Source organism: Arachnia rubra, from assembly GCF_019973735.1.
GTDB classification, from domain to species: Bacteria; Actinomycetota; Actinomycetes; order Propionibacteriales; family Propionibacteriaceae; genus Arachnia; species Arachnia rubra.
Window position 1 is genome coordinate 2,355,552 of the sequence record NZ_AP024463.1, and the last position, 22,727, is coordinate 2,378,278.

Genomic DNA, 22,727 nt, shown 5'->3' on the forward strand with positions numbered 1-22,727 from the left:
GCAGGTGGGTGTTAGGCGAGGGCTCGTTGAATGCTAGATTTGCTGACCTGGAGGATGCGGGCGATCTGCGCCAACGAATGCCCATCGGCGCGGAGTTTTTGGGCAGCCTTGCAGCGCTCGGGGGTTATCACAGTGGGGCGGCCGCCGATACGGCCTTGGGCCCGTGCGTGTTCCAGGCCCCGCATGGTGTTTTCGCGGATCGTGTCAACGCGGAGCTGTGCAAGGACGGCCATGATCCCGATGATCGCCTGCCCCATCGGCGTGGAGGCATCGACGTCCAGGGCAGGTTCGGTGAGGCTGCGCAACCGGATCCCGCGGGCGGCGAGATCACGGATCACCTCGAGTGCGATCCGTTCCGTCCCGGCGATCCGGTCCAGGGCCCGCACCAGCAGCGTGTCACCCGCTCGGAGGTAGTCCTGGCACGCTGCCCATTGCGGTCGCTGTGTGGTACGGGCGGAGTGGCCGTGATCGACGAACACCCGTACCGCTCCAGCGGCCTCGAGCTCCGCTTGCTGCGCCTGCGGGTTCTGGTCACGCGTGGACACCCTCGCGTAGCCGATGATGCTCATCGCTCCGGTCCACCGTGACCGTGGTCGGGACGCGACGGTGTGGAACGGTGTCGGGGCCTGAGGCCTGTCGTCCTCGATGACGAGTCATGCCGCGCTGACGGGAGCCTGCTCAGGCAGCGACTGGAAGAGCTGCCTCCACTCAGCACGCTTCGCCGCAACAGCTGCGTGATCTTCAGGGCTGATCTCCCACGCCTCCTGGCGGAGCTGGGCAGCCTGACGGATCCAGTAGTCATGCTCTTGCCTGGTCTTCGCCTGGTTGGCCCACATCACGTAGTGGCCACCAATCCTGCTGCACAACTCATGCAAAGCGTCGTAGGCCATCACGGGGTCGTTCATCGTGGTCCTCCTCCTCACAGTGCGGGGGTCACTCCCCCAGTCTACTTCGCCCCACCCTGCTGGACCTGTCCTTGCTCCGTCTGGCGCCGCAACAACTGGGGAACGACGAGGTCGGTCCAGAAAGGACTTCTCGGGGGTTTCGGGTCGTTGAGGGTGTGGGACGGGTTTTTGGGTCGCCTTGGCTGCTCTCCAGGGGTGCTGGCCGTGATGGGTGGGGGTGGTTCGTTATCGGCCGTTAGTGGAACACGCCAGGCGCACCGCCACCCCGGCAGGTGCGTGTAGCCTCATGGACGCAGCGGGCACAACGGACTTGGAAGAGCTGACCCACATCGTTCTTGGGCGGCCAAGCATCGGTACCAGGCCCGGGGCCTCACCCGTGGTACGGGCTCGGGTTCCTCAGGCCCTCAAGGACCGTGTGGCCGCTGTAGCCAAGCGTGAACACCGCAAGGAGTCAGATTGTGATCAGGCACGGCAGCCTCGGGGGTGAGGTGTGTCGTGGCTGCGCGCTGCTTCTAGTTGTAGTTGCGACGGTCTCGTGATGCTTCGAAACAGCGTCGATCGAGGTTGGTGTTCCAGATGCGGCGGGGGCTGGTGGGGCGGAGGCTACCTCCCGCGTAGTTGCCTTCCTGCTGGGCGTTTCTGTTGTACCAGGAGACTGTTTCGATCTTGGCGACGGCCGGGCTCTCTTGTCGCATGTCGAAGAGGGTGTCGAGAGTGGGGACCAAGTCGGTGTCGCGGGAAGCGAGGATGACCAGGTCGATGTCGGGTTGGAGGGCTTTGCGGAGGCATGTGAGAGCTACCAGGACATCGATGCCTTTCTCCTGGCCAGGTCCTTTAGGTATTTTGTGGCCGTTGGCGTTGCGGGCGGGGGTGCCCTGGGCGGTCAGCTGGAAGCTGTACTTCAGATCTCGTAGTTCGACGGTGGCTCCGTCGCGGCGCCACTGCTCAGCTTGGGCCGCGCATCGGCGACTCTGGTTCCAGTCGTAGTTGATGTGGGGCAGGCCACGGAAGGCGATCACTTCGATGAGGCTTGCTTCCGGATGGCCTGCTCGTTGTGCCTGGTTACGTTGGCGTATCGCGACGTCGGCGAACTGCTTGGGGTGGATGAGGGCATCGTGTTTGTGACCGTGTCGATCGAAGACATCGTGTGCCGTGAGATGGACGTTCTGGTAGTCCATGACGATGACGCTGCGCAGCATGCGAACTCCTCAAAAAGTGAAAAATCCCCACCAACCCTTACGAGCGGTGGGGAGCAATGAAGCCAGTATGCATGATGTTCGCAGTCATGGCAAGGGCAGCCAGATGAGTTACTGCGGAAGCCGTGCCGCGCCACCGCATCCACTCACCCTGACCTCTTGGTTGCTTTGGCGGGGGTCACTGCCCTGGGTCTTCTTCCTCTTCCCCTAGCTCAGCTAGCTCAGCGTCGCGTAGGGCTTTCTCCCGCTTGCGGGCAGCGAGTGTTTTGAGGATTGAGGGGATGCAGACCCTCAACGCGACGAAAGCTGTCACGGGTGGCAGCAGTCGCCACGGTGAGGGCTCGAATAGCCAGAATCCGAGTTCTATGGCGAGGAGCAGGGTTCCGGTTATGACGATCCCCATGATGTTGGCAAACTTCAAGGCCCCCGCGAGATCCATCGGCCAAGGCAGTCGCCACGGTTCCCTTCTGCCTGGAACCACGATGCGGGTTCGGCGCGTGGTGGAAGGACCAGAACTGTTGAACCACTCCAGCAGCACGACTCCATTGAGCGTACCCACCATGAGGACTGCGTAGACAAAGGTGAAAGGCATCATCGTGGGCTCCTTGCAGGGAGTCGGCCGGGGAGCCGGTCGGGTGGGGTGGGGAGGGTACCGCCGGCGCGGTGGCTGGCGTGTTGGATGGCTGTGGTGATGGCGGTCAGGACCCATGCGGAGCGGGTGGTCCAGTATCCGGCGGTGGAGTCGGCGGTGATTGCGGCATCGATGGCGGCCCGGGCCTGGGCGCCGATGGTGAAGCTGCGTGGCTGCCCGGAAGGCTGGATCGCGGGATGGTCTGCTCGTTGCTGAGGGGTTAGGTGCGCGTGCCGGAGACAAGCTCCGGCGATCCAGTCGCCGAACGTGTCAGCGGTGCCGCCGGCGTGCCAGTCAGCGAGGAATGCGGCCTTGGCTTGTTGGTAGGTCTCGGGGGTGAGGCAAACCGAGACGGTGTCCATACCTGCGCCCGCAGTTTGGTCTCTACGGTTTTTCTCTTCGGTGGGTGGGGCCGGTGGTGCTGTCTGCGCTGGTTGTGGTGGTGTTTGGCTGAGGATTGCGGAGCGTCTGCGGTCTGCGAGGGTTGGGCGTTTCGGCATTTTATGCCTCCTTGAGGACTGGGGTGAGGGCTTTGTGGTAGTCGTCGGTGACGGGGTGCCCTGGTGCGTAGCAGCTGACGGGTTTGCCGTCGAGGTAGGAGTCGCGGACGATGACGGCTTCCCGCACAGCGGGGGTGACTCGTCCGGGGTAGTGGGTGTGGAGGGTGTGGAGGACGTCGCGGTCGAGGCAGCGTTGCGGATTCGCTCTGGTGGGGATGATCCAGTTGATACGTTGTCCGGGTCGCAGCCGGGGGTTGATGCGGCCGGTGATGATGGCGTCGAGTCTCTCCAGCTGGTCGTAGGCTTCGCCTTCGCATGCGACGGGGGCGATGATGACATCGGCTGCTGCGAGGGCTGCGAGGGTGGCGATGCCCATGACTGGTGGGGTGTCGATCACAACATCATCCCACCGGTCGGTGAGGCCGGGAAGGTAGTCACGTAGCGCGGTGATCGCTTCGGGACGGTACTGCAACTCGGCGAGGTCGTCGGTGCCGGCCAGTACCCACGCGCTGGGAAGACAGGGTGATGGGATGGCGGCTTGTTGGGCGGTGGAGGTGCCGAGGATGACATCGGCTGCGACGGCCGCGACGGGAGCATCGGCCAGGACTCCGAGGCGGGTGGTGAGGTTTCCCTGCTCGTCCATGTCGATGGCCAGGACTCGGCGTCCACGAGCAGCCAGATGGGCGGTGATCTCGGCGGCGGTGGTGGTTTTCGTCGAGCCGCCTTTTCCCAAGGCTGTGGTGTAGATCGTCATAAGTGATATTGCCTCTCAAATCTAGGGTTGTTAGTGGGGTTGGCCGGGTTGGGGCCGTTAGTCGAGCTATCTCGACTAACGGCCATGTGGTGGTTACTGGAGGCACCCCCCGTAGCGGATGGTCTGGGCGGTTTCACATGGCCATCGCACTTGGCAGGTGGGGCAGACCAGGCGGCCATCGGTCACTTGGGAGTTATGGAGCCGCCACACGGTCTCGAGGACCTCGAGAGCCCTCTGTCCACGGCGTGCATGAGTGAGAGTGGTTTCGAGGTCGTCGTGGAGGTCTTCGACCATGTCTTTTGCTTCGTCGACGGCTCCCAGTACATCGGTAAGAGCAGTGGTGATTTCGGTAGCGGTGGTCATGACTGACTCCTTGTTTCTCCTAGTGCAGCTGGTGCGGCTAGTTCAGCTAGCCCAGTTGATGCGGTTGGTGTGGTTAGTTGTGGTTGGGCGGCCAGCGGTTGCCGGCCATAGTGGGGATGGTTAGAGGCCTCTGGCGACGGCTGCTGCGGCGGCGAGCCAGGCGCGTTGGGTGGCTGGCCGGAGGGCTGAGTAGAGGAGCCGTCCGCCGACCATGGCGGGGTCGTGGGGGATGGCGACGACGGTGACGCCGAGTTCGCGGTAGCCATTGATGATGCGTTTGATGGTCGCAGGCTTCGCGTCGGGGTCAGCCTGGGAGACGATCACGACCGCTTGGTCGGCGAGGGCAGCTGATTTCGCGTCGCGTTGAGTGAGGGCCTCCAGCAGCAAAGCGCCGGCTTCGGCGTGGTCGTCGCGGGTGGTGGTGGGGACCACGAGTCGGTGAGCGTGGTCGACCAGGGTTCGCCATTCGGCTGCGGATTCGTCGTTGCCGGTGTCCACCACGGAGACGCGGTAGTACTTCGCGGCGACGTCGAGGAGGGCGGTGAGGTCACTGGGGGTGAGTCGTTGGGCGGACGCGAGTGCCAGGGGTTGGGATTGCAAAACGTCGAAGCGGTCCTCTGGCTGGTGATGGACGAAGTGCGCCATGTCAGCCGATTGAGCGGTGGTACCAAGAAGACGCGGGATCTCGGGCAGCAACTCGATGACGGTGGCGTCGTGTGATCCTTTCTGGGTTCTCCAGCCCAGGGTGCCGCGGGTTTGGTTGGCGTCGATCGCGAGGACTCCGGCACCCCCGCAGCGGGCCAGCACTGCGGCGAGCATGACGGTGGCAGGGGTTTTCCCGGAGCCGCCTTTGCCGTTGGCGACTGTGATGAGCCGATGCCCGGGCCAATGCTGGCTGACCGCGAGCACATCCGCCCGCTCAGACCGCTCCGCAGCACCTGGTCGGACCCGCAATCCGAAGCGGGTCAGAGCGCCACGCCAGCCCTGGCGGGCCGGCTCCTCCACCGCCTGATCGGTGAGGAACGACCGCCGCGGCACTCTCGCCACCGCCTCAGGTAGCGAGACACTAGCAGCACTACCATGACTAGCATCATCAACCCCACTAGCTGCACTGACCGGGCTAACAGGGCTAGCCGCGCTAGTGAAGCTAACTGGGATAGGCTCGCTAGCTCCACTAGCCGCCGGCAGCGGTGACACCGGTGCCGGCGGCTGCGCGGAAGACTTCGACGCAACCGTCTTATCGGGATTGAGAGCCTGATACCAAACCTTCTGATCGGAGGCGGTGAAGGTGATCTCCCCCTGCCTGGTCGCGACGATTTGGGTGTAGGCCCAGGGCTCGAAGGCACCCTGAACGGTCATGTTGGCAATCAGCGCCGTCGCGACGTCAGCGTCGGGGAGGTAGGGGGCGGCGTCGCGGAGGAGGTCTCCGAGAGCCACCACCGTCGCCGCGGTGGGGCGATCACCGGTGGGATCATCGCTCCAACGAATGTCGAGCATCCCATCCTCGTGGAGTATCGCGAGAGCCTGATATGTCATAGCGGTCCTTACGTGTCGGCGGCATTCACAGCCGCCCTGAGAGCATCGGAGGTGAACGCGAGGTAGCGTTGAGTGGTGGCCACGGATGCGTGGCCCATGAGTTGCTGGACGACGATGATGTCGCGTGTCGCGGCATAGACGGCCGTCGCGAACCTGTGACGGAGCCCGTGAAGAGTCCACGGTCGCGGCAGCTGGGAGTTGACCAGTTTGCCGATGCGGTCTGCGCCAAGGTGGCCACTGGTTCCGCCGGGGAACAGCCAGCCCTGCTTGATGCCGTGTGCCTCTTGGTAGAGGCGGATCGCTGAATCAAGCCGGTCGGAGACCGGTACCAAGCGTTCGTGGCCGCCTTTGCCGTGGACCAGGATTGTGCGGCCGTGCTGCTCGGTGATGAGGTCATTGGTGTGAAGGAGGGGAATTTCTCCGCGTCGCATGCCCGCATAGGCTGCGAGCCGGACGGCTAGAGCCACGCGATCATCGGTGCAGCCCATGAGTCCCTCAATGAGAGTATCGGGGACGGGGCGAGCAAGTGCGCGGGGGCGGCGGACGGTTGGGAACTCGATGATTTCGGGATTGCCCTGGTCTCGTCGTAGCCAGGTCAGGAAGCTGCCGTAGCTGCCATAGGCGGCGTGCCTGGTCTCTGGCTGCCACTTCTGTGTGGCTGCCCAGGTAAGCATGACGTCGACCGTTAAGTCGTCCGGCAGGATGTGGGGGTTACGCCGCGCGAAGTACACGATGTGGTGCCTCTTGCAGCGGATGGTGGCTGGCCGCAACCCGCGGGCAAGGAGCCAGGTGGTCCAGCGGTCGACAGGGTCTTGCCAGGCGGCGGGGGTAGGTTTCGCGTTGTATCGGGCCATGGCCTTGATGTTCGCTTTGCCATGCCCCGGCCGTCATCGGATGTGGGTAGCGGCTGGCCCACGGCTGTCTCTTGTTCTCCATGGGTCGCGGGTTCGAACCCCGCTGGGGGCACCGGCGCAGGCTCGAAACCTGGCTCCGTTTCATCCGTTCTGTGGGGCAGCAGCTGGGATACCGTGACGCCGAAGTAGGCGGCAGCAGCGTATAGGTCGTTCAGGGACCACCCCGTCTCTCCCCGCAACTTGCGCCCCACAGCGGGACCCGTCACGCCAAGGACTTCTCCGAGCCGCTTGCGGGTGACCCGATGCTGAAACATCAGGGTGTCACTGATCAGTGGTGACAACGCCAACTTCCCGGCGCGCGGCAGCGTGACTTTGCCGGCGGTATCCGGCATATCGGGGGTTGGTGGAGCGGCTGGGTCGAGCGTGCCGGGAACGATCGTTTCCAAGCCTCACTCTGAAAGCGCAAGGTTGAGGGCGTTACCCTTGAGGGCATGAGTTCTTTAGTAGTCACTGACAGCAGGGGTCGAGCAACACTCGGCCCGAAGGAACAGACTTTCAAGGTAACCAAGCTGGATGGTGGCGCTCTGCTACTAGAGCCTGCCCGGGTGCTCACTGAAATCGAGGTCGCAGTGTTGCAGACGCCCGGCCTAGTTGACCAGGTCAATGCCTCAATGGCTCACCCGAGCGAGGGACGAACATACCGGAAGCGTTCTGCTCGTGCTTGAGGTCCTCGAGGACGAGGCAGCCACCACGATTCTTGATCAGCTCTGGGAACAAGGCCGTGAGCAGCTGCTAGAGAAGATCGACGAAGTGGTGGACTGGATCGCTGCAGGTGATGCGCGAGCACGACGTCATCGCCTCGATGCACCAGTTCTGGTTCACGGCTTCGTCTGGGCCATCAGAGTCACTGACCAGGGGCAGGACTGGCTGATCCTATGGAGCGAGGTTGATCCAGGCACCGCCAAGATCCACGCCGTGAGCCAAACAAACCTGCTCTGACTGACACGCTTAGCCACCTGTTCCTCAACCGCCAGGAGCCGGGCTAGGGTGCTGTCTTCACCGGCTCAGAGAAGAGGCACAAGCATGAACAAGCAGCACTCTAACCCCACACTTGCCAAGGACACGATCCACGCCCCGGAGCACATGGAGGCATCTCAGGAAGACCTCAGCGACGATCAGATATCTGCCGACGATGAGCAGTCGTGGTCTCATCATCACACGGAACCACTTCACGGACTACGTTTCTTCCCCGAGACACCACCCCCTCGCATCCCCGCCAGAGCAGCTGCCGCAGGCACCCTCGGCATCATCAATGGCATGTTAGGCATCATCCGAGCCACCACCACGCCTATTTTCTTGGCCTCCCTCTCCGATAACCTCGGGCTGCTCCTTACTAGCCCCATTTTCCTGCTGACCTGCACCGAGGCAATCTGCACTTTCGGAATCGCAGCAACTATGCTGGCTGGCAGCGTTCATCTGTTCAAGGAGAGAAGGCGCATCACCTTACTGGCCGCCGGATTCATTCAGATGGTAGTAGTATTATTAGAATCTGCCTTGCTTGTGACCTTCCATTATGGCGGTACGGCTTTCATCATCATGCAATTAGTCGGTCTGGCATTGCCTATCCTGATCATCATTCTCCTCAGAAAAAAGGCAACGCCTCAGGAAGCTGTCAAAGAACAGCCACCACGCCCTGAAACAATTCCCAGCAGGATAACCATCGCAGCTATCCTGGGGATCACAACAGGCATCCTGGGTATCCTCCGAGTCTTTGTCTCATTCCCCTCATTCACCCAGTTCATCGAAAAACTCAATAGCCCTCTTCTAGAGTACACAGTTGACTCCTCTGGAAATATCCTACCGGGTAAAGACTATTCAGTTATTACTTTCTGGCTCCACGGCGTGCACTACGGAGAAAAGATACTCGCTCTCGGAATCGCAGTGATCATGCTGACTCACGGCATCCGAATCTTCAAAAACAACAAACACACTCCTTTACTGACGACAGGAGTCACGCAGTCGCTGATCGCGGTACTGGAGATTGGCTTCATTCTCCTGCTATTCTCATACGTTAATAAAGAACTAGGCTACTTTACTGGTATACCATTCATGGATGTTTTCCTGATGATCGTACCGCTTTTTGTCATGCTGATACTACCGGTCCCGATGATCCTCTTCCTGCACAGCCGGAGCGCAACCACCTGGCGTCACACCCGGCGCTGAGACTTCACCCCTGGAGCACACGAAACTGCGCTAGGTTTTCCCATTGTTATCCGAGTGCCGCTGTGACAGTTCGTGGTAGCCGAGCAGGAAATCCCGACTTCGCGATGATGGTTTCGCGGCGGGCTGGCTGTTCCACCAGCGGCGCTAGCCCTTCACTAGCACGGGACACACCCGTGGCGTGGTCGTGAATAGGTTTCCGGCGAAGAGCTTGTAGATAACTTTCAGCATGAACCGCGGGGGTCTGTTGTATGATAAACACAAAGACCTGTTGCCGAGCGACTGATTGCGACAATCCGATTATCGCAACCATAAACCTTCCACACACATACACGAAACGCTAATTTTTAAAACTCGAAAGAGCACCTGCAGCACCAAAAACCTAGCAGGATAGTTCATTCATAACTGACGTACGGGGGTACAGATGTATAGCTTAATCATGGGAAACACGGACGGATGGCTGGAGAAAAGCCGAGTCCTGGAATATACTGACGAGCCAGCCAAGAAATATATAGCCCCCAGAGGCGAGATAAACATCTCTCGACTTGCGGCTCTTCCCGCACTGGCCATGCCAGAGCTGCACGACGAGAACTCACCACAAGTTGCCCACATAGGCCATGTCGAGTCTCTCAAAGAGTCAGGACGCAAATATCTATTCCGCTTCGTTCCCTCACCATATTTCCACCCGATCCCCTCCGAGCAGGTTGAGGCTCGAGCCCTGGATCTAAATATCGACTCAGATGGCTGGGAATTCAGGCGAACGCATTGGGCCGTCAAAGGAGCCGACTTGTTTCACGCTCTCGGACCTTTGCTTATCCCAAGCCTGCAGCCAACCGTATTCCGGTTCCCCACCGACGAACTGTGCGAAGATTCGGTATCAGTAATGATGCCGTTCGGTAAAGAGTTTGAGGCAGTTTACGAGACGTTGCGGGGAGCGGCAGAAGATAATGACCTGCCTTGCGTACGAGCAGATGAGATCTGGCATGAGAGCGCCATCATCAATGATATAGCCCGGTTGATTTATAAATCGAGAGTTGTGGTGGCGGATCTTACGGGACGGAATGCAAACGTTTTCTATGAGGCCGGAATAGCTCATACACTTGGACGAGAGGTTGTACTAGTCACACAAAACCCCAACGATATCCCATTCGACCTGCGCCACCTGAGGTATATCCACTACCTGGCCAATGATCAAGGCCTAAAGAAATTAAGGGAAGATCTAAGCAGGCGCTTGCACGCCTTGTTCACCAACAGTTGATCTTGGAGATCCTACTGGTAGAAATCAGTCGGTTCTCAATGCCCACACGCCATTCTAGCTACGTGTTGACATCGAGAACACACCGGACTTCGGCAGCCAGGACATCACCCACAGAAGCTTGCTTAGCTGGTAATGGGAACAGCGTCAGTCACTACAGCCAAGCTCATCATTGCCAGGAGAACCATGTCACACCAGACGGGATCTCCAACTCCCCATGACCGCATTTCTAAGCGCCAGTAATCAGTTCAAAACGTTCGGTCCGTAGTCGTAGGGTGCTGAATCCCCAGGCAGCCAGGCTGCACACGAACACAGCGATCACGAAGTACGCTACCCCTTCAGACAGGCTGTCGTCTGCAGCCGCCTGGAGGGCATAACGGGTCAGCTCACGAGTCGACCACAAGGGCAGGAACCGCGTATAGGAATTGTCAGGATCGACGAGCAGTTAGACGGCCGTCAGGGCGAGCTACCCCTGGCTTCTCGAACCGGGCCAGCCAGTCCAGCATCGTCTGCAATGCCAGTCCGAGGTTGCCCAGCTGGCAGTGGTTGCTGGCCGACTCTTCCTGCGTGAAGACCCGGGCAGTCAGGGAACGCACTCCGGTGAGAGTGGCCATCTGGTCGCGCAGCTGCCTGATGGGGACGTAATGGTCGGTGGCCCCAGCCATCAATAACACGTCCTGGCTCAGGCGGTGACTGTACGGCGCAGTCTGGAACTGGAGGGTAGCCCGAATGAAGTCAAACGGATCGTCGGCTCGCATCACCAGCATTCCCTGCTGGAGGCCCCATGCGATTAGAAGGTCCTTGGCGGCGGCCCGGCGCAGCACCGAATTGATCACACCACGACCCAGGCCCAGCGGGACCCCCGTGCGAAGCAGCATCCGCACGACTTCCGGAGCCGCCTGGCCGAGAGACTCGAAAAGGTCGGGCAGGATATCGAAGCAGATGACCCGGCTGATGCGCGGCTCAAAGGCCGCCGCCCTCACGGCTAGCCCACCACCGAGCGAGCAGCCGACGACCGTGACGTCATCGAGGCCGAAGTGGTCGAGGATGGCACTTGTCGGGCGCTCCCACTCCGGAGTCATCGGAACCCGGTAGGTCTCCAGCACCGCACCCTGCCCCGGCCCATCAAAGGCGATCACTTCGTAGCCCACCTCGCGAAACACCAGGAACAGACGCATGAACTCCTCCAGGTAGCCGTCGAAGCCGTTCATCATGACCACAGTTCCCCGGCTGGGGCCCTTGGGCGCAAACCGGTATGCAGAGAGCTCGATGTCGCCGAAGGGCACCCAGCTGTGGGCGTCGTCGGGAATGCCGTAGAAGGAGATGGCGAGTTCCCGGAACCGGCGCCGCCACATACCCTTGCGAGGATCTGAGACGGGGGCCACGAACTCCGCGCCACGGTAATACATAGCTGCCCGCAACAGCTCACCCTCCTCCTCAGCCCGTTCGGCCAGCGGAACGAGCTCATCAATCAGGGTCCTGAAGTCACGGATGCGCACAGCGGCGTCCCGCAGCTGCTGCAGCATCACCGGGTCGTTGCAGAAGTTGTGGAGCCGGTTGAGCTGGAAATTGATGCTGACATCCGGGTGAAGCTGTTCGAAGCCCACGGGAAAGTCATCGGTGGTCCAGGCGCGCATCGAGTCCTCCTAAGAGATAAAAAGAAACGATCGTTTCGTTTTAAGAACATATGCGATCGTCTCAAGCGACACAAGCAGGCTGTATGCGGCATGTGGCAGGGTGATCCCATGCCCCGAGTGACTCAGGCCTTCCGCGACAAGCAACAGGCGCGGATCTACGCCGCCGCCACCCGTTGCTTCGCCCGGGCGGGCTTCCATGCCACCTCGATGGACGACGTGATCCGGGAGGCGGGCATGTCTTCGAGCACGGTCTACAGGTACCTCCCCGGGGGAAAGCAGGAACTCATCTGCTCGGTGTGCACGTGGCGGATCGACAAGCTGGCCGCCCGCCTAGACCAGCTACGCCAGGAGACGAACCCGCCGGGAATCCGCGACGCCCTGGTCTCCGCCCTGGCCAGCCTGCACGAGGACGATCCAGACACGGACTTCACCACAACCGCGAGACTGGCGGTAAACGCCTGGTCGGAGATGCCGCGCGATCCAGAGTTCCGCGAGAAGATCAAGAGGTACTTCGCCGGTATCAGATCCCACCTGCTGGCGCTGGCCACCCAGTGGCACGAGAGCGGACAGCTTCGCCTCAGCCCGGCCGAGACATCTGAGATCATCCTGCGCACGAGCTTCGGCCTGATCGCCGAGGAGGCGCTCTACGGGGACATCGACGTCGCTGCGGCCGGTGAGGCGCTGCAGCGGCTGCTGGAAGCTCCGCCACGAGGATGACCCAGGCCAGAAGCTTCAATGCACCAGTCCCACGCCCGCCAGCTAGCTCTCACGGGTTGCCTGGCTCGCTATTCCTCCAGCAGGTCATGGACCAGTAAGGCGAAATCTCCCTGCCGTATGGATTCCACGAGGTCCTCGACCTCCGGCGACAAGAACCGGTCCTCCTCTAGGGGTGTCACCTGTCCCCGGAGCTGCTCGTAGACGCAAGCCGATCCGTCTCCCAGCGGCAGTCCCCGCATCCGTTCCTCCAGCAGATGAATGCCCTGACCGCTGATGACGAACAGGACAGCCAGCAACTGGTCGAAGCGGCGGCTGTTCGACACCAGGGCATTGACCGCGGCCATCGCCATGGTGTGGAAGTCCTCCTGGCCGCCTTTGAGCGGAAAGGACAGGGCGCCGACGGGATTCGCGAGCAGCTGGATCTCCGGTATCAAGGCAGCCGCGCTGGTGTGCAGCAGAAGCATGCCGGAGTTGAGCCCGGTCTCCCCGCCGCTCAGCCCAGCCGGGAGACCGTGGCTCCACCCATCGTGCAGCAGCCGGGCTGCCAGGTCCTTGGTCAGCACGGCCAGCCGCGCCAGGCAGCCGTTCACCGACTGCGCAGCCTGTCCCAGCACCGTCGCATCCCAGTTCCCGCCGGAGAGGAAGTCATAGCCCTGACCGGTGTAGTCCGGTATCAGCAGCGGATTGCAGGTCGACGAGTTCGCCTCCCGCGTGACGTCCTCCCTCGCCCGTTCCAGCTCCCGCAGGATGATGCCGACCTGGTGCGGGACCGATCTCACCGATGTGGCGTCCTGGATGCGTGGGGCATGTTCCCCCACGCGGCGGCGTCCTTCGCTCGTCGCCCACCCGCTGTTCCCCATGAGTCGAAGGATCAACGCGTTGGCTTGCATCTCCCAGGGCATGTGCCGCTCAGCGTGGATCCTGGGGTCGAAGGCGTTCTTCTCCACCCGCGCTGCCTCGCAGAACAGTGCGAATGCTCCGAGGAAAGTTTCAACCTGCCGGTAGACCTCCTCGACGGCGAACGCCAGATGGGCCGTCAACACCGCCGACCCCGAGATCAGCGCTATCGCCTCTCCGGTGGCCAGCTGGAACTCAACATCCCTGCCCATGGCCGCCCATGCCTGTGGAGCGCGGCGTTCCTCACCGTCCTCGCACCTCACCCGCCCGGCGGCGTCCCCCGTCAGCGCCAGCCCGGCTGCTGCCATGGGCTGAAGATCACCGGTGCCCATCGACCCGGTCCCCGGTATCACGGGGATGAGTCCCAGGTTGACGGCGTCGTTCATCCGGTCTACCAGTTCAGGACGAGCTCCTGAGGTGCCTCGCGCCAGGCAGTTCGCCCGCACGATCAACGCCAGCCGCGCCACCTGCCAGGGCAGTGCCTCTCCGAGCCCAGTGCTGTGGGAGCGCAGCACATTCACTTGGAAACGCAGCTGCTCATCCGGCTTCAGCCGCCGGTCCTTGAAAGGCCCTAAAGCCTGGTTCCAGCCGTAGACCCGCAGCTGGGGATCAGCCTTAAGGGCCGCCAGCCCTGCCTCGCGGGTGCGCTGCATCTGATTGCGTGCCACGGGATCCATCGTGATGCCGAGACGCTCTGCCGTCAGGGCCGCGGCCAAGTCCCGCCACGTCAGGGAGGCGCCGTTCAAGGTCAGGGACAACATCCCGTCACTGGCTTCCAGCGCTGATGCCGGTTGCTCACTCTTATGCATGGGGGTCTCCGGCGATTACCTCCTGATCCCGGGCCTGGTCACGACCGAGTGCGTGGTCTCTGCTGTTCATCCCTGCTCCTGGCGCTCGGGGAGGTATCTCAGGAAGTCGATGCCCATGATGTCCTCGCACTCCCCCACAGCGACCCGGTCCACCGCCGATGAGGACAGCGGCAGTGCAGTGGCAGCTACCTTGACCAGTGTCACGTCCAGTCCTTCGACGGCGTCCTTGACCGCCAGCGGCAGGCCATTGTCCTTGCGAAGGATGAAGATGGTGTCCGGGTAGGTGGCGACCCGCCCGCTCGGCCCCTCAATGGCCATGTACTCGTTCAGGTAGGGGACAGTGTGCTCGCCGACCCGGAAGGTGCCGTGATCCCAGCCTCCCCTGGTGACCAGCTCCGCCTCATGACCAAGTGGTCCCTCATCGACGATCTCGCCGCCGAGGAAGTCGGCCACACGTGTGATGACGCGTTTTCCGGCACGGGGCTTCCCCGCCCCCGCGTCCTCCATGGCCCTGCCAAGGTCCAGCGCCAGGGAGATCACACCGAGCGCGGCATGCTGTTTCACCCAGTCCAGCTCGACGGGGTTGCGGGCCGAGGCGATGAACCCACCGGAGCGCACCGAGATGTCGCGCAGCACGTCGTCGCAGGTGTCCACGCGGCCGATGTTGATGCTGAGAAGGTGCCCGTGCAGGGCACGATTACCGCCACAGACCACTTGAATGGTCTCGTATCCCTCGCGAGTCGTGAGCCCGAGGGACCCCAGCTTCCCAGTGGGATGGGCGCGAACGTCACCCGCGGCGTCCAGGACCTTCACCCCAAGTGCCGACGACTGGATCCAGCCGTTGAGAGTGGTGGAGTAGCCGTTCTGTCCGGTGATGACGGCGGCGATGGGGTGAGGGGACAACTCGATGAGTTTCCGCAGTGCGTCGACGTAGTCGATGGGCCGGATCTCCCAGTCAGGTGCTGCCGGCGCCCCGATCGCGGTGACGGTCGCGACCCAGGAATCCTCGGGCAGCTCGTCCACACCGGCTAGCACGGGACGGTTGAGGGTGGTCGCCAGCTGTCCCATCAACTCTCCGTGGTCCTGCCAGCCGCCGCCACCGCAGGCGAAGACGCCTCCGCCGAGAACGGCCCAGCGGGCATCTTCGATGGTCAGTTCACGCATGTCGGGATTCCTTCTGAGTTTTTACTTCGGTCAGTTCTGGATCAGGTTGAGGGGTTCACCGTGGGCGCCGGGTTGCTGGGATTTCTCCACCGCGTCGAGGGCTTCCCCATAGCCGGCGGTGGCGTGGCGGATGACCCCGAGCCCCGAGTCGAGGTCGAGGGCGCGGCGCAGTCGTATGGCCGCGGCCTGGGTGCCGTCGGCGACGATGGTGACGCCCGCCGACTGCATCCAGCCGGAGTAGCCACCGCCTCCGGAGTGCACCGCAACCAGGTCCGCCCCACCCGCAGCCAGCAGCATGGCGTCGAGGAGGGGCCAGTCCGTCACCCCGTCGGAGTCGTCGCGCATGCCCTCGGTGCCAATCCTGGGATGGGTCATTCCCGCCGAGTCCAGATGGTCGCGGCTGAAGGCGACGGGAGCGGTGATCCGCCCGTCAGCGACGGCCTCGTTCACAGCCACGGCCAGGGCGGAACGTTCGCCGTACCCGAGCCAGCAGGAACGAGCGGGCAGCCCCTGCAACGGGATATGACGGCGTGCCAAGTTGATCCAGCGGGCGATCTCGGGGCGTTCAGGGAACATTGTCGAGGCCAGGTCGTCCACCACCTTCATGTCGTGCTCGTCTCCTGAGAGGATCATCCAGCGGAACGGCCCGATCCCCCGGCTGAACAACGGCCGCAGATAGGCCTCCATGAATCCGGGAATCTCCGCGAAGACCCGTCCCCTCTCGCCCTCCTCAAGAACCTGGGAGGCCTGCACCCTCAGGTTGTTGCCATTCTCGAACACCACCGACCCGCGGTCTCCGAGTTCCAGCATGGCCCGTATCTGCGCGGCCATCGATGCACGGGCATCTCGTTCCACCCGTCCTGGATCCCGTTCCCGGGCGCTGGTCCAGGTCTCAAGGGTGTATCCGGCGGGCAGGTAGCCGTAGCGGGCATCGTGGGCTGCGGTCTGGTCGGTCACGATGTCCGGCAGCGCGTCGCTCGCCGCGATGGCGGGAAAGATCTCGGCTGCGTTGCCCAGCAGGCCGACGGCGGAGGGGCACCGCTTGGCAGTGGCCGTGGTCACGGCCGCGAGCGCTTCGCTGAGGTCGTCAAGAACCAGGTCAAGCCCTCCTGTAGCGTGGAGCCTCGACAGTTTTGCGGGGTCGGCTTCCACCGTGAGAGTGGAGAGCTGCAACATCCGCGCAGAGATCGGCTGGGAGGAACCCATCCCTCCCAGGCCTGCGGTGAGCACCCAGCGGTGGGGTGCGGTGGTTTCCTGGAAGTGCCGGCCGAGGGCAGCGCGCAGCAACTCGTAGGTGCCACCCAGTACACCCTGCCGCCCGATGTACTGCCAGGCGGCCGCGGTCAGCCCACCCCAGATGGTCTTGTGCTCAGCGAGCCGGGAGTAGAACCTCTCCTCCGTGGCCCAGTTCCCGACGGTGTTGTTGACTGCCGAGACCACCATCGGGGCGGCGGCATGGGTGTTCAGCACAGCCACGGGACGGCCAGTCTGCAGCACCAGTGTCTGGTCCTCACCGAGACGCCGCAGGGCATCGGTGATCTGACGGTAAGCGTCCCAATCCTTAACTGCTTTGCCAATGGAGGCGTAGACAACAAGTTCCTCAGGCCGCTCCCCCACCTCCAACACATTCTCCAGCAGGCGAAGCAGAGCCTCAGCCCGCCAGCTGCGGCAACGCAATTGGGTCCCTCTACAGGCCGTGACGCTCATGTAGCTGCTTCTCCTTCAGTCAGTCTTCGAGTGCTGCTTCCACACCCCGCCTGAGACCTTCCAGCGCGTGGGGGTTGATATCGGAGTGCAGAGTGCAGTTTGGAGCCACTATCAGGCGATCTCCTGCGGCGCGGCGAGCTCGCAGGACATGTGCGGCCGCTTCGCTGGGAGTCCAGTAGAGGCTGTCTATCTCATCGATTCCCACCATAGGGGCCCAGCCATAGCGGGATGTGGCATCGGCGATGGCGGGTTCGGAATCTCTATCCGACCAGCTGAGCACCTCGACGGGGTAGTCGGCGATCAGCTCCGGTTGTGCGTCCTCACCGTGCAGGTGCGCGATCCGCACCAGCGGCGTGGCGGCAGCCAGCACCTGGATGTCGTAGGGGGCAACCCAGTCGCGGAACTGTTCAGGTGTGAGGCCAAAGCTGGTTGGGTCCTTGCTGGCGCCGTTCACAGCCACGAACAGCGCATCGACCCCCAAGTCTGCGAGTCCTGTAACGTAGCGGGCCAGCACACCGGCGACTCGGGCGATGGTGCGGTGGGCCAGGGCAGGATCGGCCTTGAAGTAGTCGATCACGCTTCCGCCGAGGGCTCGAACGAGGGTCTGGGTGGGCGAGAACAGCGTCTCGATGATGGCTGCCTCGGGAGCCTCAGCGCGAATCAGCCTCAACGCCTCGCGCTGCCGGGCATGGCTTTCCAACTCCGCGCTAGGGTCGGCCAGAACCGTGTCGAGCTGGGCGGGATCGGTGATCTCGTCTAGTCCGCCGGGCAGGTCGATGCGGTAGTCGTGCATCACTTTGATGAAATCCCAGTCGTAGTCGCGGTAGAACCGCAGGTGAGCCTCCGCGACCTGCTCAGGACTCCATCTGGCAGAGCCATAGTGCACCCAGGCGCCGACCGGGGGACGGTCGGGACTCTCGCCGCGGGCAGCGGCCAGGAATCGGTCACGCTTGCTGGTCATCGTCGTCTCCATTTCGTGCGGTGCGTCCCAGGTAGGCCTCCTGGACACGCGGGTTGTCGAGAAGCTCACCGGCCGCTCCCTCAAGGACGAGGTTCCCGGTCGCGAGCACATAGCCGTGGTGGGCGATGCTGAGAGCGAGTTCCGCCTGCTGCTCGACCATGAGGACGGCCAGCCCCAGGTCGGTGTTCAGCGTCGCGATGGTCTCCAGGACCTCGTCGACGAGGCGGGGTGAGAGCCCCATGGTGGGCTCGTCCATGCAGATCAGGCGGGGACGGCTCATCAGGGCGCGCGCGAACGCGAGCATCTGTTGCTCCCCGCCAGACATGGTCCCGGCGGCCTGGCGTCGCCGCTCACCCAGGCGGGGGAAGCGGTCGTACTGGGCCTCCAGGTCCTCACGGATGTCAGCCCGGGACCTCCGGGTATAGGCCCCCATCAGGAGGTTCTCCTCCACGGTCATCGGCCCGAAGATGCGGCGCGCCTCCGGAACCGACGCGATCCCCGAGGCCACTCTCCGCGAGGTCGGCCACCTGGTGATGTCCTGCCCGTCCAGCAGCACACGGCCCGTTCCCGGCCGCACGAGTCCCAAGATGGTCTTCATCGTGGTGGACTTCCCCGAGGCATTGCCGCCGAGCAGAGACACGATCTTCCCCCCGGGAACCTTCAGACTCACCCCGTCCAGGGCCTTGGCCTGCCCGTAGCTGACCTCCACCGCATCGAGTTCCAGCAGTTCACTCATGCCCTTCTCCCTCCCTGGCGCGCTGGCGGGCGTCCTCGGACTTGCCCAGGTAGGCCTCGATGACTGCCGGGTCGTTGCGGACCTGCTCCGGTGGGCCGGAGGCGATGACGTGGCCGTCGTCCATCACCAGCACGTGATCGGACAACGTCATGACGAGGTCGAGTTTGTGCTCCACCAGCAGGATTGACTGCCCGGCAGCCTTCAGCTGGAGAAGCTGCTCCAGCATCTCAGAGGTCTCGGACTGGTTCATGCCGGCGGTCGGCTCGTCGAGGACCAGGAGGGTGGGCCTCCCGGCCAGGGAACGGGCGATCTCGGTGCGCCGCCGGTTCGCGTAGCTGAGTGTGTACGCCAGGTCGCCGGTCCGGGCCCCAAGACGTTCAGGGAATCTGCCGATCTCGGCGGCCACCCGTTCCGCGATCCTCTCCCGCTCCCTCCGGATCCCGGGCAGCGGCAGCAGTGCTGCGAGCGTCTCACCCAGCAACGGCAGCCATCCGAGAACCGGGTTTCCCGCCAGGCCCTTCAGGGGACGGTGTGCGCTCAGCTCCCGGTGCAGGCCGACGGAGACGTTCTCCGCGACGGTCAGGTTCCCGAACACCCGGCCGTTCTGGAAGGTCCGCAGCACCCCGGCCGTCGCCACCTGTTCGGGGCGCCGGGCTGCCACTACCCGCCCCTGGATCGAGATCTTCCCGGCACTTGGTCTCAGCACCCCTGTCACGAGGTTGAGGGTGGTGGTCTTGCCGGACCCGTTCGGCCCGATGATCGCCACGGTCTGTCCGGGTGCGATCTCCAGGTCGACGCCCGCGACGGCGTGCACGCCCTCGAAGTGGCGGTGCAGGCCGGTTGCCTTCAACACTGGTGTGGTCATCAGGCCCTCCTCGTCCACAGGCCCTGGGGCAGGAAACGAATGATCGCTATCACGACGATCCCGTAGAGGAGGATGCGCACATCGGGAGCGAGTCGCAGCGCCTCGGGCAAACCCACCAGGGCGAGGGCGCCGAGCACGGCCCCGAACGGCGAGTTCATGCCGCCCAGCACGACGATCGTCAGCACCAGCACCGACATCTGGACGGTGAACACCGTGGGATCGAGGTAGTTGTACTGGTGAGCAAGTAGCGCTCCGGCCAGCCCTGCGAAGAAGGCGGCTATCGCGTAGGTGAGCGCCTTGTAGCCGCGGGTGTGGAGCCCCAGGGATCGTGCAGCCACCTCGTCGGACCCGACGGAGGCCAGGACCGTCCCGAGATGCGATGCCCGTAACCTGAAGACCACGAACAACGTGATCCCCAGCACAACCAGATCGAATTGGTAGTGATCCTCGGCGACGAGCAGCGGAAGACCGAACACCTCCGGCGAGGGTATGCCGGAAAGCCCGTAGGCACCCTTGGTGACAGCATCCCAGCTGCGGATGACCGAGAGCACGATGTAGCCGAGGGCCAGCGTCGCCATGGACACGTAATGGCCATCGAGTTTCCAGATCGGGAGGGTCACCGCCGTCGCCAGCACGGCCGCGATGACTCCGGCGAGCAGAAGAGCCAGCAGGAACGACAGCCCCAGCCGCATCACCAGCAGCGCCGAAGCGTAGGCACCGATGGCGACGGGCGCCGCCTGCCCGAGGGAGATCTGACCGGTCGACCCTGCCAGCAGCGTCATCGGCACCGCGATAATCGCGTAGATCGCCACCTGGGTGCCGACGGAGCTGAGCACTGGGCCTCCCAGCAGCGGCACTGCCAGGCCAGCGGCCAGCGCCAACACCGCCCAGTGCCACCAGGCCAGCCGGATGGGCCGGCCAGCTCCCAGGAAGGTCCCGGTCATGGGCTCGGAGACAACAGCATGCCGGGAACCGAACAGCCCATGGGGACGCAGCAGGAGCACCAGCAGGAAGGCCCCGAAGATGAACAGGTCCCGGAATCCGCCACCGAACTGGTAGATGCCCAGCGACTCCAGCAGGCCGATCACGAATCCCCCGGCGACAGCGCCGGCGATGGACCCCAGGCCACCCACCGCGGCCGCGATGAAGCCCACGGTTCCCGTGAAGGAGGCCGAGTAGGGCGAGATGACCCCGGCATACATGCCGAAGAAGATTCCCCCGACCCCGCCGAGGCAGGAGGCCAGCAGGAATGACAGATTCTGCACCCGTGTGACGGGAACGCCCATCTGGCGGGCGGCATCCGGGTCGGCTGCGGTGGCGCGGACAGCCAGCCCATCACGGCCGAATCGCAACCAGGCCCACAGGGCAGCCATCGCGGCGAGGGTGAAACCGAAGGCGACCGCGTCGGAGGTACCGAGCCTGACGCCGCCAACGGGCAGGTTGTCGGTGGGCAGCGGGGCCGGGTATTCGCGGGTGTCGGCTCGGAACAGGATCTGGCTCAGGTTGTCGAGCACCATCGAGGCCGCGAAGGTGGCCAGCAGGGCAGCGATCGGGGGTGCCTTGATCAGCGGACGCACAGTGGTGAGATTGATCACCCAGCCGATCAGTGCGCTGGCTGCCGCCACCGCCAGCAGAGCCAGCCACCACGGCCACCCGAGCACGCTGATGAACCACCAGCCGAGCATCGCGCCGAATCCGACGATGGAGCCCTGGGCGAAGTTGACCACGCCTGTGACACCGAAGATCAGGGAGATGCCGACGGCCACCAGGGCGTAGACGTTGCCGTGGACGAGCCCCGAGATGATCGTGTCGATCATGACGTGGTCACCGGCGCGTAGGCGCCGTCCTTGACCGTCACCGGCAAGAGTTTGACGTCACCGGGCCTGCGGTCCGGGGAGAACTCGAAGTCACCGAACTGAACGGCCTGCCACGTGCCGCCGTCTGAGAGGGCCTTAAAGATTCCCTCCCGGGTGGCGCCGCCCCTGCGGACAGCCTCGGCGAGAATGTTGACAGCGTCGTACGAGTAGGCAGAGAAGGTGCTGGGATCGTGCCCGAACTTCGCCTTGAACCTCTTGTTGAAGTCCACGACCTCCGGCGAGTCATTGCCGATCAGGAAGTTCTCGATGATGATCGTGCCCTCGGCCGCTGAGCCGGCCGCCTCCAGGAACTGCGGCGTGTTCTGTCCGCCGAAGAACTGGCCAGTGAACCCGATCTCCCGAAGCTGGCGTACGATGCGAGCGCCGTCGGGGCCGTAGCCGAGATGGACGATCGCCTGCGGTTCAGCGTCCCGGGCTTTGATCAGAACGGGACGGTAGTCCTCCGAGTCGGGCTGGATGGGCGACTCGTAGGCGATCTCCAATCCAGCTCCAGCAGCCGACGCCTTGAAGATGTCGAAGGAGGTCTTGCCCCAGTCCGTCTCGAGATAGACCAGCGAGATCTTCCGATATTTCCCCGCTATCCACTGCGCGGAGCGGGTCTGGTAGAACTCCTGCGTGAGGGAGGTGGACCACATGTGGTCACCGCCCTTGGTGAAATCGGGATTGGAGTTGGTAAAGCCGAACTGCACCAGCCGCGCCTGCTGGTAGGTGGCGGAAGCCGCCATGGATGCGCCGGAGGAGAAATCCCCCAGCTCGGCGAGGATGGTGTTGTCAGCCACGAACTTCTGCGCGATCGGCACTGACTGTTTCGGATCGGACTGCGAATCCTCCCATTTCAGCTCTATCTGGCGGCCGCCGACTCCCCCAGCGGCGTTCAACTCCTCCAGGGCCAGGTCGAAACCCTCCTTCCAGTACTGGCCGTACTCAGCGCTGGAGCCGGTCACCGGCCCCGAGACGCCAAAGACGATGGGTCCGCCCTGGTCGGCGGAACCACTACCAGAGGAGCCTGCCCGCGAGAGGGCGCTGCAGGAACTCAACGCCACAAAAGCGGGAATAGCCCCCACAATGGCACGGCGAGATAGTTTTTTAGGCATGGGGAAACTCATTTCTTGGCCGGGATGATTGAGCACCGGGAAAGCACGG

Annotated in this window: 21 protein-coding genes and 1 pseudogene; 4 read left to right on the forward strand and 18 right to left on the reverse strand. The window is 63.3% G+C overall.

What is annotated here, in order from left to right; translation table 11 throughout:
- Window positions 1-11: 11 nt before the first annotated feature.
- The 9 genes and pseudogenes from SK1NUM_RS10730 to SK1NUM_RS15475 form a co-directional block, all read right to left on the reverse strand.
- A complete protein-coding gene (locus SK1NUM_RS10730) occupies window positions 12-569 on the reverse strand; it encodes a recombinase family protein (RefSeq protein ID WP_212321857.1) in 558 nt (185 codons plus the stop codon).
- A gap of 84 nt (window positions 570-653) precedes the next feature.
- Window positions 654-905, reverse strand: coding sequence for a hypothetical protein (locus SK1NUM_RS10735; protein WP_212321859.1), 252 nt, complete (start codon window positions 903-905; stop codon window positions 654-656).
- Window positions 906-1,417: 512 nt separating this feature from the next.
- Entirely contained in the window at window positions 1,418-2,104 is a 687-nt protein-coding gene (locus SK1NUM_RS10740; RefSeq protein ID WP_212321860.1) for a PIN domain-containing protein, read from the reverse strand.
- A 175-nt stretch (window positions 2,105-2,279) separates the two neighbouring features.
- Window positions 2,280-2,696: a hypothetical protein gene (locus SK1NUM_RS10745; RefSeq protein WP_212321862.1), complete on the reverse strand. Its 417-nt coding sequence runs from the start codon at window positions 2,694-2,696 to the stop codon at window positions 2,280-2,282.
- The gene (locus SK1NUM_RS10750; RefSeq protein WP_212321864.1) at window positions 2,693-3,094 is read right to left on the reverse strand and encodes a hypothetical protein; all 402 of its coding nucleotides are present in this window, start codon (window positions 3,092-3,094) and stop codon (window positions 2,693-2,695) included. Before SK1NUM_RS10750 ends, SK1NUM_RS10745 begins: the two co-directional genes overlap by 4 nt.
- Before the next feature lie 139 nt (window positions 3,095-3,233).
- Window positions 3,234-3,986: a ParA family protein gene (locus tag SK1NUM_RS10755; protein WP_212321866.1), complete on the reverse strand. Its 753-nt coding sequence runs from the start codon at window positions 3,984-3,986 to the stop codon at window positions 3,234-3,236.
- 483 nt (window positions 3,987-4,469) lie between these two features.
- Window positions 4,470-5,885 carry an AAA family ATPase gene (locus SK1NUM_RS10760; RefSeq protein WP_223927518.1) on the reverse strand — a complete coding sequence of 472 codons (1,416 nt, stop codon included), beginning with the start codon at window positions 5,883-5,885 and terminating at the stop codon, window positions 4,470-4,472.
- A gap of 8 nt (window positions 5,886-5,893) precedes the next feature.
- Window positions 5,894-6,739: a tyrosine-type recombinase/integrase gene (locus SK1NUM_RS10765; protein ID WP_223927520.1), complete on the reverse strand. Its 846-nt coding sequence runs from the start codon at window positions 6,737-6,739 to the stop codon at window positions 5,894-5,896.
- A 137-nt stretch (window positions 6,740-6,876) separates the two neighbouring features.
- A pseudogene (locus SK1NUM_RS15475) lies at window positions 6,877-7,131 on the reverse strand (helix-turn-helix domain-containing protein); the annotation flags it as partial.
- 325 nt (window positions 7,132-7,456) lie between these two features.
- On the opposite strand from SK1NUM_RS15475, the gene SK1NUM_RS10775 reads away from it, so the two are divergent.
- From SK1NUM_RS10775 to SK1NUM_RS10785, 3 genes are all read left to right on the forward strand, one after another.
- A complete protein-coding gene (locus SK1NUM_RS10775; RefSeq protein WP_212321870.1) occupies window positions 7,457-7,738 on the forward strand; it encodes a hypothetical protein in 282 nt (93 codons plus the stop codon).
- Between the two features lie 84 nt (window positions 7,739-7,822).
- Window positions 7,823-8,962 carry a hypothetical protein gene (locus SK1NUM_RS10780; protein WP_212321871.1) on the forward strand — a complete coding sequence of 380 codons (1,140 nt, stop codon included), beginning with the start codon at window positions 7,823-7,825 and terminating at the stop codon, window positions 8,960-8,962.
- A 436-nt stretch (window positions 8,963-9,398) separates the two neighbouring features.
- Entirely contained in the window at window positions 9,399-10,217 is an 819-nt protein-coding gene (locus SK1NUM_RS10785) for a hypothetical protein (RefSeq protein WP_212321872.1), read from the forward strand.
- Between the two features lie 425 nt (window positions 10,218-10,642).
- On the opposite strand, the gene SK1NUM_RS10790 is transcribed toward SK1NUM_RS10785, so the two are convergent.
- Window positions 10,643-11,851, reverse strand: coding sequence for an alpha/beta fold hydrolase (locus SK1NUM_RS10790; RefSeq protein ID WP_212321873.1), 1,209 nt, complete (start codon window positions 11,849-11,851; stop codon window positions 10,643-10,645).
- Between the two features lie 108 nt (window positions 11,852-11,959).
- Between SK1NUM_RS10790 and SK1NUM_RS10795 the strand changes: the two genes are divergently transcribed.
- Complete coding sequence (locus SK1NUM_RS10795) at window positions 11,960-12,568, forward strand: TetR/AcrR family transcriptional regulator (protein ID WP_212321874.1); 609 nt, start codon at window positions 11,960-11,962, stop codon at window positions 12,566-12,568.
- Window positions 12,569-12,636: 68 nt separating this feature from the next.
- On the opposite strand, the gene SK1NUM_RS10800 is transcribed toward SK1NUM_RS10795, so the two are convergent.
- The 8 genes from SK1NUM_RS10800 to SK1NUM_RS10835 form a co-directional block, all read right to left on the reverse strand.
- Window positions 12,637-14,274: an HAL/PAL/TAL family ammonia-lyase gene (locus tag SK1NUM_RS10800; RefSeq protein ID WP_212321875.1), complete on the reverse strand. Its 1,638-nt coding sequence runs from the start codon at window positions 14,272-14,274 to the stop codon at window positions 12,637-12,639.
- A 66-nt stretch (window positions 14,275-14,340) separates the two neighbouring features.
- A complete protein-coding gene (locus SK1NUM_RS10805; protein ID WP_212321876.1) occupies window positions 14,341-15,438 on the reverse strand; it encodes an S-methyl thiohydantoin desulfurase domain-containing protein in 1,098 nt (365 codons plus the stop codon).
- A gap of 30 nt (window positions 15,439-15,468) precedes the next feature.
- Window positions 15,469-17,145 (reverse strand): urocanate hydratase, encoded by a 1,677-nt coding sequence (locus SK1NUM_RS10810; RefSeq protein WP_212321879.1) that lies wholly within the window; start codon window positions 17,143-17,145, stop codon window positions 15,469-15,471.
- Window positions 17,146-17,164: 19 nt separating this feature from the next.
- Window positions 17,165-18,106, reverse strand: coding sequence for a uroporphyrinogen decarboxylase family protein (locus SK1NUM_RS10815; RefSeq protein WP_212321881.1), 942 nt, complete (start codon window positions 18,104-18,106; stop codon window positions 17,165-17,167).
- Window positions 18,090-18,842: an ABC transporter ATP-binding protein gene (locus tag SK1NUM_RS10820; RefSeq protein ID WP_212321883.1), complete on the reverse strand. Its 753-nt coding sequence runs from the start codon at window positions 18,840-18,842 to the stop codon at window positions 18,090-18,092. Before SK1NUM_RS10820 ends, SK1NUM_RS10815 begins: the two co-directional genes overlap by 17 nt.
- Window positions 18,835-19,707, reverse strand: coding sequence for an ABC transporter ATP-binding protein (locus tag SK1NUM_RS10825; RefSeq protein WP_212321885.1), 873 nt, complete (start codon window positions 19,705-19,707; stop codon window positions 18,835-18,837). Before SK1NUM_RS10825 ends, SK1NUM_RS10820 begins: the two co-directional genes overlap by 8 nt.
- Entirely contained in the window at window positions 19,707-21,524 is a 1,818-nt protein-coding gene (locus SK1NUM_RS10830) for an ABC transporter permease (RefSeq protein ID WP_212321887.1), read from the reverse strand. Before SK1NUM_RS10830 ends, SK1NUM_RS10825 begins: the two co-directional genes overlap by 1 nt.
- Window positions 21,521-22,678, reverse strand: coding sequence for an ABC transporter substrate-binding protein (locus SK1NUM_RS10835; protein ID WP_212321889.1), 1,158 nt, complete (start codon window positions 22,676-22,678; stop codon window positions 21,521-21,523). The genes SK1NUM_RS10830 and SK1NUM_RS10835 overlap by 4 nt, the downstream gene beginning before the upstream one ends.
- Between the last annotated feature and the right edge of the window lie 49 nt (window positions 22,679-22,727).